The 9855-nt window shown below is 47.3% G+C and carries 11 protein-coding genes and 3 tRNA genes; 9 read left to right on the forward strand and 5 right to left on the reverse strand.

All coding sequences use genetic code 11. The features are described from left to right. Positions 1 to 13 precede the first annotated feature (13 nt). The gene (locus H8K32_RS12215; RefSeq protein WP_186912812.1) at positions 14 to 841 is read right to left on the reverse strand and encodes an SDR family oxidoreductase; all 828 of its coding nucleotides are present in this window, start codon (positions 839 to 841) and stop codon (positions 14 to 16) included. Between the two features lie 45 nt (positions 842 to 886). Between H8K32_RS12215 and H8K32_RS12220 the strand changes: the two genes are divergently transcribed. The 4 genes from H8K32_RS12220 (at position 887) to H8K32_RS12235 (ending at position 6094) form a co-directional block, all read left to right on the forward strand. After that, positions 887 to 2074 carry a class I SAM-dependent methyltransferase gene (locus H8K32_RS12220; protein ID WP_186912813.1) on the forward strand — a complete coding sequence of 396 codons (1188 nt, stop codon included), beginning with the start codon at positions 887 to 889 and terminating at the stop codon, positions 2072 to 2074. A gap of 283 nt (positions 2075 to 2357) precedes the next feature. Next, positions 2358 to 2555, forward strand: a complete 198-nt coding sequence (locus H8K32_RS12225; RefSeq protein ID WP_186912814.1) for a DUF2905 family protein — start codon at positions 2358 to 2360, stop codon at positions 2553 to 2555. A 203-nt stretch (positions 2556 to 2758) separates the two neighbouring features. Further along, on the forward strand, positions 2759 to 4390 hold the full coding sequence (locus tag H8K32_RS12230) for a tetratricopeptide repeat-containing response regulator (RefSeq protein WP_186912815.1): 1632 nt from the start codon (positions 2759 to 2761) through the stop codon (positions 4388 to 4390). Positions 4391 to 4537: 147 nt separating this feature from the next. Then, positions 4538 to 6094: an HDOD domain-containing protein gene (locus tag H8K32_RS12235; protein WP_186912816.1), complete on the forward strand. Its 1557-nt coding sequence runs from the start codon at positions 4538 to 4540 to the stop codon at positions 6092 to 6094. Positions 6095 to 6280: 186 nt separating this feature from the next. Here H8K32_RS12235 and H8K32_RS12240 read toward each other — a convergent pair whose 3' ends face one another. The 4 genes from H8K32_RS12240 to H8K32_RS12255 all read right to left on the reverse strand — a co-directional run bounded on the left by H8K32_RS12240 (position 6281) and on the right by H8K32_RS12255 (position 8124). After that, positions 6281 to 6604, reverse strand: coding sequence for a YXWGXW repeat-containing protein (locus H8K32_RS12240; RefSeq protein ID WP_186912817.1), 324 nt, complete (start codon positions 6602 to 6604; stop codon positions 6281 to 6283). A gap of 157 nt (positions 6605 to 6761) precedes the next feature. Then, on the reverse strand, positions 6762 to 7580 hold the full coding sequence (locus H8K32_RS12245; RefSeq protein WP_186912818.1) for a hypothetical protein: 819 nt from the start codon (positions 7578 to 7580) through the stop codon (positions 6762 to 6764). A gap of 2 nt (positions 7581 to 7582) precedes the next feature. Next, the gene (locus H8K32_RS12250) at positions 7583 to 7945 is read right to left on the reverse strand and encodes an arsenate reductase family protein (protein ID WP_186912819.1); all 363 of its coding nucleotides are present in this window, start codon (positions 7943 to 7945) and stop codon (positions 7583 to 7585) included. A gap of 14 nt (positions 7946 to 7959) precedes the next feature. Further along, positions 7960 to 8124, reverse strand: a complete 165-nt coding sequence (locus H8K32_RS12255) for a hypothetical protein (RefSeq protein WP_186912820.1) — start codon at positions 8122 to 8124, stop codon at positions 7960 to 7962. 394 nt (positions 8125 to 8518) lie between these two features. Here H8K32_RS12255 and H8K32_RS12260 point away from each other — a divergent pair, with 394 nt between their 5' ends. The 5 genes from H8K32_RS12260 to H8K32_RS12280 form a co-directional block, all read left to right on the forward strand. After that, positions 8519 to 9265, forward strand: coding sequence for an MgtC/SapB family protein (locus tag H8K32_RS12260; RefSeq protein ID WP_186912821.1), 747 nt, complete (start codon positions 8519 to 8521; stop codon positions 9263 to 9265). Between the two features lie 72 nt (positions 9266 to 9337). After that, a tRNA-Tyr gene (locus tag H8K32_RS12265) sits at positions 9338 to 9422 on the forward strand. Between the two features lie 49 nt (positions 9423 to 9471). Continuing rightward, positions 9472 to 9545: transfer RNA gene (locus H8K32_RS12270), tRNA-Gly, on the forward strand. A 34-nt stretch (positions 9546 to 9579) separates the two neighbouring features. Continuing rightward, positions 9580 to 9654, forward strand: a tRNA-Thr gene (locus H8K32_RS12275). Positions 9655 to 9731: 77 nt separating this feature from the next. Further along, positions 9732 to 9855: GTP-binding protein (locus H8K32_RS12280; RefSeq protein ID WP_017454492.1), on the forward strand; the 124-nt coding region annotated here is incomplete at its 3' end.

Genomic DNA, 9855 nt, shown 5'->3' on the forward strand with positions numbered 1-9855 from the left:
TGTGCTCGATGGTTTAAGAATGTGATTCGGTTGCAGTTGCGATAAACATGACATCGCGCTGCAAAGGGATAAGGTGCTGACCGCCATCCACTAACAGCGTGGTGCCGGTAATTGCCGGACTATTCGCAATAAACAAAACGCTGCGGGCGATGTCTTCTGGTGTGCTCGAATAGCCTAAAGGTGTTGCTTGATGGGCGACGCTAAAATCTGCTTCGGTCTGGTGTCCGGATACCATAGTGATGCCAGGCGCGACACCAGCAACGCGTACCTTGGGTGCTAAGGCTTGTGCCAGCATCGTGGTGGCGCATTGCAAAGCCGCTTTGGATAAGGTGTAGGACAAAAAGTCAGGATTCAGATTGTACAGCTTTTGATCTAACAAATTGATGACGCAGGCTTGCTGGCCATCTGTTGTTGCTGCATGTAAGGCTTGCGCGAGGATCACCGGCGCTGCCAGATTGGCGTGCATGTGCTGATCAAGGCAACGCTGAGAAAACGTGCTGGCGCGGTCCTCTTCAAATAAAGAGGCATTGTTGACGACGCAGTGAATCGCGCCCATCGTTTCCAGCGCTGAACTGAACAATGCACGCGTGGCTTGTTCATTGCCCAGATCCGCTTGTATCGCCACAGCACGTTGTCCCATGGCGGCAATTTGCGCGACGACTTCAGCAGCGGCAACAGCCGAAGTGCCGAAATGGACTACGACATCCCAGCCTTGTTGTGCCATTGCTAAGGCAATATGCCGTCCTATGCGCTTGGCAGCACCGGTCACGAGCACCACCCTGCTTTGCGGAGCAGAAGCATTGCTTTGATTGCTTGAATGACTATTTAAAGACTGGTTCATGGAAATTCTTTACTGAGTGTTCTTCGTTTTTTATACAATGCCGATATGCAAAAATTATCTCTACCTCTGCCAGCGCCCGATGCCTTGGCTGCATCGCTAGCTTTGCAACACCTCATCATTGATGAAATTCACCAGCATCAGGGCTGGATTCCTTTTTCGCGCTATATGGAACTGGCCTTATATGCACCGGACTTAGGCTATTACAGTGGCGGTGCCACAAAATTAGGCAAGGACGGCGATTTTACAACGGCTCCTGAAATGTCGCCGCTATTTGGCGCTACATTGGCGAATTTAGCCGCCAACATATTTACGCAAACCTCAGCCCAGGTCATGGAGTTCGGTGCCGGTACAGGTAAGCTGGCACGCGACTTTTTAACGGAATGTCAATTTTCTGGAATTACGATTGACCGCTATTTTATCGTGGAATTGTCCGGTGAGCTGCGTGCACGTCAGGAAGATTTGTTGCAAGACTTCCCGCAAGTGACATGGTTGCAAGAAATGCCGGTGTCTTTCTCTGGCCTGGTTATCGGAAATGAAGTGTTGGACGCCATGCCAGTTGATCTGGTGATGAAGACGGAGCAAGGCTGGTGCGAGTTGGGCGTGGCACTCGCAGATGCAGGTGCAGATGGCGAAACCGGACCACGGCTATTGTATCGCGAGCGCGCTTGCGATCCGGCGCGGTTAGCGCAGATACCAGAGGCTGAAGAGCTGCCGCAAGCCTACATGACGGAAGTGCATGCAGTTGCCACTGGTTTTATGCATAGCCTCGCACGTATGCTCAAAGCCGGACAAACCGAAAGCGGACGCGGCAGTGCCGCTATTCTGATTGATTACGGTTTCCCCGCGAACGAGTACTATCATCCGCAGCGAAATGAGGGTACCTTGATGTGTCATTACCGTCATCATTCCCACCCTGATCCATTTTATTTACCAGGTTTGCAGGATATTACGGCACACGTTGACTTTACGGCCATGGCAAAAGCAGCATTGGCGGGTGGTCTGGACTTGTTAAGCTATACCAGTCAGGCCGCCTTTTTGCTGGAATCCGGGATAGCGAACCTGCTGGCGCGTCAATCGCCAGAACAAGTGATGGCGTATTTACCACAGGCTAATGCTTTACAGAAACTGGTGTCCCCGGCAGAAATGGGTGAGTTATTCAAAGTGCTGGTCGTGGGTAATGGCGTCGATTTGCCGGATGGCTTGCTACGTCATGATCGTTGCCATCGCTTGTAAATTTTTCACCAATTCTGACCAGCAACAATTAGCAACTCAAAGCCGATCAACATAGAGGCAATGAAAAATCCAAGACTTCGCAGGACGAGCGTACCCCGCCAATTGCTTGCGTACGCATTACCGCGCGGATTGTAACTGCCGTGCAAAATGCGTATTGATATTGTTTAGTCTTGTCGCTAAGTTTTTTCTCTGTTCTTAATATACTGGGTAAGAGTATTTTCTTAGCACCTAGATTTAACAACGGCAAATAGGTCAAATTTTTAAATTGAAGGGGGAGTATCTGGTGCTACGTTGGCTGGTCGTGATTTTTCTGGTGGTGATTGTGTTCGCTCGCTGGCTCCCGTGGCTAGAGAAGCTGGGGCTGGGGCGACTGCCGGGCGATTTGCGCTTTCGGATAGGGCAGCGTCAGTATTCGTTTCCTTTTGCTTCGACTATTCTGATTTCAATGGTGGTGCTATTGCTTGCACGGTTTTTCAAATAAAACAAAAAACTGTGGGCAACTTACAAATATTTATCCATCCTTGAGTAAATATACTTTGATAAGTTAAAGTTTCTCAGCTATTTCGCCGTCACTTCAATATAATGGTTTGAACAAAACAAAGTTGTGTCCCGCCACGGGAATGACCGCAAAAAGAACAGATTTTGCAAGGCGAGTATCAACAAGAAATTACGCTAAAGGTTGAAATGAGCGAACTCAGCGACATCAGGGCATTGCTCATTGAACCGCATCAAGGGATGCGGGTCAGTTTGCACAACATGCTGAATTTATGTGGCATTACAAAAATTGAACACGCATTGACCGCTGGGACTGCGGTGCGCAGTATTCAGGCCAAAGTCTATGATTTGATCCTTTGCGAATATGATCTTGGCGTCGGCCAGGACGGTCAGCAATTGCTCGAAGATATGCGCCACCATAAATTGGCACCACTGTCGACGATTTTCGTCATGGTTACTGCTGAGCGCTCTTACGCGAAAGTAGTCAGCGCGGCAGAATTAGCGCCGTCCGATTATCTGCTCAAACCTTTCACCGCCGATATGTTGCTAGAGCGCGTGATTCGCGCACTGGAAAAACGGAAAGCTTTCGTCGACGTCTACAACTTGATGGAAACCGGCGCGATCGCCGAAGCGATTACGGCTTGTCATCATGGTGAACGCGAATATCCCAAATATGCGATTGATTTCATGCGCTTGCGCGCCGAGTTACACGTTGTTCTGGGTGAGGCTGCCGAAGCTGAAGAGTTATATACCCACTTATTTGAACTTAAAGCTGTTGCCTGGGCGCGTCTTGGCTTGGCTAAAACTTTGTTCATGCAAGGAAAGTATCAGGAAGCTGAGGCGATATTAAAAAGCCTGGTGTCAGAAAATAATAAATATATGGATGCCTACGACTGGTTAGCGAAGACCCATGAAATGATTGGTGAGCTACCAGAGGCCAAGGAAGTGCTTGATACGGCGGTTGGCGTTTCTCCACATGCAGTGCGCCGTTTGCGTAATCTGGGCAGGATCGCAATGGAAACCGGTGATATTGAAACTGCTGAAAATGTATTTAAAAAAGTCGTCAGTAAAGCCAAATTTTCTGAATTCCGTGATCCTGAAGATCATCTCAATCTGGTCAATGCGCTGGTTAAAAAAGGCGACACAGAGCAAGCTAAATCGGTCATTCGCGACATGGAAAAAAACATGGTCGGCATTAAAAAGACCGAGGCTTGTCGCGCTATTTCTGCCGCCATGGTTCATGCTAAAACGGGCGATTCCAGATTGGATGGCGAACTGGATGCCGCTGTAAATGCCAGTCGTGAAGACGTTGGCTTATCGACCGGTGCAAAACTAGGATTAGCAAGAACTTGCCTTGAAAATAATAAAGAAGGCGAAGCGTCTGAGATTATTCTTGACGTCATGAAAAATGCCAGCAATCAATCCGTCATTTCCAAGGCCGTTGGGATCTTTGAAAGTGCCGGTAAGGGTATGTTAGGTAAAGAGCTGGCGCAACGTAGCCAACGCGAAGTGATGGATCTGGTCGCGCTTGGTGTGCAAAAAGCAAAACAAGGTGATTTCCGGGGTTCAGTTGATCTCATGACCGCTGCTGCGCGCAAATCACCTGATAATCCACAGGTGGTATTAAACGCCGCGTTGGCTGCTTTGAAATGCCTGGAAAATATGGGTTGGGACAATGCCATAGGCGAACAGGCGAAAATGTTGATTGAAGCTGGGCGCCGTCTTGACCCCATGAACCCTCGTTTGAAAGCGATTCGTGGTTTGTATGATGAATTACAGAAAAAATACGGCATGAGTGTCAATCGCGTGGCTAAAACCTAACTTATTTTTGTAATGTGATAGCCACCATTGAGTGCACTTTGAAGCCAGTATGTAGAACGCTGGAAAAACGGTGTTTGCATTGCCGGTAAATTTGCCAGACCTTTGGTTCATCATGTTTGAATATTTTTAGTGTGAAGTCGCAAATTTATGGCACACATAGAATCAGCAAAATCACCTTCTTCGCTAACACTGTCGCCACGCGAACGTTTGCTGAGAAAAATTAATGATGAAAGCGATTTACCCACCCTGGGTGCGGCGATTGCCAAGGTGGTTGAAATCACGTCGTCTGGCGAAGATTCGGTTTCTAAACTGGCGCATTTTATTCTTGCAGATGTCGGGCTGACGCAGAAAATTCTACGACTCTCCAACACCGTTCAATACCGTACCACTTCTGGGGCTGCGGTTACCACCATTTCCCGTTCCATTTTTTTGCTTGGCTTTGACACGGTTAAAACCAGTGCCATGGCAATGTTGTTGGTTGATTTTTTTAAAGATAAAGCGCAAGCAGTGAGTGTCCGCAAAGAATTGGTCCGTTCTTTGTGTGCCAGTATCATTGGTCGTGAAATGTCGCAAAGAGGGCGCTTCCCGGATGGTGAAGAGGCTGCCGTTGCTGCCTTATTTAAAAACATAGGCAGGGTATTGGTTGCCTCCTTTGATCATCAACTTTACTCACAAATACAAAAAGTTTCAGAGGGTGCCGAGTCAACTTCTGATGAAGCTTCACTACTCCTCTTAGGATGTAGCTTTGAACGATTTGGTGAAATGGCACTGCAGGAATGGAAAATCCCGGATGCTATTGTGCAATCGATGGGTCCTTTAGCAAATGGCGAACAAAAAAAAGTCACGCACCGCAACGACTGGCTCAAACAAGTCGCGAGTTTTAGCGACTCTTTAGCAGACCTTGTCATGAGCGGTAAACACAAATCGCCAGGCTATGCAAATGTCTTACTCAAGAAGTTTGGGAAGGCGCTGGAAATCGATCTGAAAACGATGGATGCCATGTTGGTCAGAGTTGAAGCGGAAACCTTGCAACTGGCAAAAAGCATGAATATTTCGCTTGCTATGGACAATCCAGAATTAGATGAATTGCATCATACGTCGGCGCTTCCGAGTGAATTTTTGATGAAATCGGAAGAGCTTGTGTCGGCACAAGAATCTGACCGATATCCTAGTGGTAAACCGCTCAACGCACGTGATTTATTATTGGCCGGTGTACAGGATGTCACTCAGATGTTGGCGTCTGAAGATTTGCGTTTAAGCGACCTTATCTTACTGGTATTGGAAACCTTGTACACCAGCATGGGATTTCGCTTTGCGACGGTTTGCCTGCGTGATCTGGCGAGTGGACGCTACGTTTCGCGTGTTGCGGTTGGGGAAAAATATGCAGACCGTCAGAAAGGATTCGGTTTTCCGGCGAAGGCGGAAGCTGACTTGTTTCATTTATCGATGAGCAATAATGTTGATGTCATGATCTCTGATGCGACCGTGCCAAAAATCCTGACTTTGCTGCCTCTCTGGCATCGGGAGTTATTACCAGACGCCCGCAGTTTTATTATTTTGCCTTTAGTCATACAAAAAAAACCTTTGGGCTTGTTTTATGCTGACCGTACTGTGACTGCGGAAGAGGGCGTACCGGCAGATGAAACTGCCTTGATTAAGACCCTGAAAAGCCAATTGTTGGCTGCGATGATGCGCGGGGGATAAAAATTCTCATAAGGGCAGTGTAGAGCGGTGGCAACCGATCAACTATGACTAAACGCACGTTTAAAATATATGTTGTGTATTTAAACTGGTGCGACGACGAAAAAAGAGGAAGTCCGGCAGACTTCCTCTTTTTATTTTTGATTAGATGAACTTACGGCTCATCGTTTCAAACTATTACACGGCAAATCAGTGACGATCCCAGTGGCCTTCATGGAATTGCCAGCCACCGCCTTCATGCTCCCAACGATGTGGAACCCAGTAATAGCCTGGACGTGGCGCAGACCAATAACCTGGATGCCATACATGACGGCCACTTTCCCAGTACCACGCGCCGTCGATCCAGATATGACCATAGACTGGTGGGGCGCTGACGATTTCCACTTGCGGTGGAGGCGGGGCTACCCTGACTACTGAGCTAACATAGTAAGGATGTCGCGGTGCTTCAACTACACAGCCAGTCAAGGAAGCGACTACCACTGCACTTGCTACTAAATATGAGATACGGTTCATGCTGTTTCCAAAAATATCAATAAAGCGATCATTAAGGTCAATGCGCCTTCAGGTCGCGAGCCAAGCTAAGGTATATAACGCGAACTAACTCTAAACGGTGTACCGTTTTTCGCTTTGTTTTCTTGTTTGCCTTATTGAATTGACATAATGCCAGCGTTTAGTTCAGGGATATGCCCTGTTTTTTTGCCAATGCATCAATGTCTTGCCACATTGTCATTTGATTTAATAAACGTGTTGCCGGATCTATCATTGCGTTTAAATTGAAAAAACGCTCTAAGGATGTCTCATCAAAATTGCTGCGCTGAGAGAAGTTGATTCGACCATATTGCTTTCTGAATGCTGCTAATAAATCACCAGGCGCATCCTTATGCCACTTTTGCATCAAACCACCAACCATTAATGCGGCATCGGTCGTTTGTTCCAGACTGCGCGGATTTTTTGCCGCTGTGACATCACGATAGTCAAGCAAGCGTGGGAAATAAAACTGCTTAATCCAGGTAGATGGAATGCCGCCTTCACGTTGTAAAAAGCCGCTACGCCAAAATTTCCAGCTTTTGTCGATTTCTGACTCGCTGACGAACTGGGTGTCGGCTAACAAGACACAATCCTCTTCCAGTATCATTTCTAGTACGACAGGTAATCCGGCTTGATGGGCAATTTCTTCCAGTTCAGGCATAACAGGTTTCTCGCCGCGTTTGTCCTGCAAAGTCGTAACAAATCGTCCCATCACTTCTTCATGCTGATGGTGAACCGCGCTGGTATTGCTACAAAAACCGGCACAAGCGGAGAAATACGCCATCAGTTCGCCGATTTGTACACCTGGTGTGTTGCTCCTGCCTGCATCGTTTGCGCCTGTGGCGTCAAATTGGTGTGCTGGTGTATTCGCTGCCAGCCCGTTTCTGAGGATAGGATACAACTGGGTCGTGATCGCACCCAATTTGACTACGCTGCCAGCGGCGAGTTTGAATTCATTCATGTTCAGATACTTTCTTCAAATAAAGCTAAAACTTGTTCTGGTGGCCGGCCTATTGCTGCTTTGCCATGGAAACTAACGATAGGACGTTGCAGCAGGATGGGATGGGCGACGATGGCCTGCAGTGCGCTTGGAGCATCAGCATTTGCCAGACCGTGAACCAAATATGCGTCTTCATTGGAGCGCAACATAACTTGTACATCTCCACCTAGCTCATGCAACAGGGTATTTAGCTGCTCCTGAGTCAGCGGCGTCTTTTGGTAGTCGATAATCTCAATTGAAAGCTGTTTTTCTTCTGAAATTGCTTGTAACAGGCTTAAGGTTTCACGGGATTTTGAACAACGTGGATTGTGGAAAATTCGGATCATTGCTTATATGGGGATTAGATTTCGCGGAGTAGGTGGGAATTTCTTCCCATTTGCTCCGACATAGGTGATTCAATATAGCGTGATGGGCGCATTACAACGACCAGGATGTCATCTGTCGTGGCTTCGAGCCATAGAGCCAGCCTTGTCCAGTACCAATTTGCCAGCTGGCAGGTAACCATGTCTATTTACCTTAAGCGCAAAATATCGAAAAGGCAATCAATAACAAATTGTTCCTGTTTGTTTAGTGTTAAACGGGGGTGGCTTGCTTGTGTTACCGATTATAAAGCATAGGATTTCTTCAGAAGCGCTTTTTGTACAAACTGCTACGCAGGCGGTAAAAATTACTACCTGCAAACTATCGATCATCTTTATAAATGATTTTCTATCGGTACTTTTATGAATGTGTGTGCTTGCTAACGTAGTTTGAAGCCGGCTGCTATATTGCCTATAAGATAATGCAAAAATGACACAAGAACGGTCAATTTATTTAGGGATCTTTATTTAATGTTCACTAACGCAAATCCATGCGATGCCTTACACTTGCAAAATTTTCCAGAAATTGAATGAGGTTGTATGAATGATTTTTTGAGTCAGTTGATGGTATTTTGGTCGCCCGCAGAAATAAGCGCGAACATCACTATTTTTCTCAACCTGGCTGGTGCTTTGGTGTTAGGTTGTTTCGTCGGTTACGAACGTACTTATCATGGGCGAGCAGCGGGAATGCGCACTTATGGTCTTGTTTGCATGGCTTCAGCTGCGTTGGTTGTGCTTGCGGGATACCCTGAGTTTTGGTTTGGTGGCAAATTGTTGAGCCCATCGCCACCAGATCCTACTCGTGTCATGCAAGGCGTAGTAACGGGTATAGGTTTTCTTGGGGCGGGCGTGATCATGAAAGAAGGCTTTAGCATCAGTGGCCTGACGACCGCCGCATCGATCTGGGCATCGTCGGCGATCGGAATCCTCGTTGGAGTGGGGTTCTACGCAGCAGCCATCTTATTATCGTTGCTGTCCGCGGCATGCATGATCTGGGTACATAAACTTGAACTCTCGCTCCCATCTCAAGCCGCTATAGCTATTACTATCCACTTCAGAAGAGGTTACCAACCGAAAGAAGCTGAAATGATAGGCGTTGCGAAAGAACGCGGATACCGTATGATGACCCGGACTTTGATGATCAATCACACCGAGCACGGCCCGGAATGGCGTTTTATTGCTGTTGCAGAAAACCGCCATCTTGCAATGTCAATTTGTCATTTATCAGAAGAGATGGCAAAAGTTGAAGGAGTAGAATCTTTTCAGCTTGCGCACGCAAAAAGTTGAGGCATTTCCACAATTTTTTCAAATAGTCCTTGACAGAAGCTCTTTGCATCTCTATAGTTCTGAGTTCCCTACGGAGGGGTGGCCGAGTGGTTAAAGGCGACAGACTGTAAATCTGTTCTCTCTGAGTACGCTGGTTCGAATCCAGCCCCCTCCACCATAGGAAAAAGAATTTTTTTAGTAAGTATGCGGCTGAAGTGGTAGCCCCTGCGGGTGTAGCTCAATGGTAGAGCTGAAGCCTTCCAAGCTTATGACGAGGGTTCGATTCCCTTCACCCGCTCCAGTTTTATTTGCATGGTGTTTGTGCGAAACGAGCTGCCCTTGTAGCTCAGTGGTAGAGCACTCCCTTGGTAAGGGAGAGGCCACGTGTTCAATCCACGTCAAGGGCACCATGTAAACTGGTGTAGTCTAGTCTGAATTTGTCGGGCGCGTGCCTGAGTATTCTCATCAAAATCGTTAGGAGTCCAAAATGGCAAAAGGTAAGTTCGAACGCACCAAGCCGCACGTCAACGTCGGTACAATTGGTCACGTTGATCACGGTAAAACTACACTGACAGCAGCGATTGCGACAGTATTGTCCAAAAAATTTGGTG

It is taken from the genome of Cognatundibacterium jejuense (assembly GCF_014284255.1).
GTDB lineage: Bacteria > Pseudomonadota > Gammaproteobacteria > Burkholderiales > Burkholderiaceae_D > Undibacterium > Undibacterium jejuense.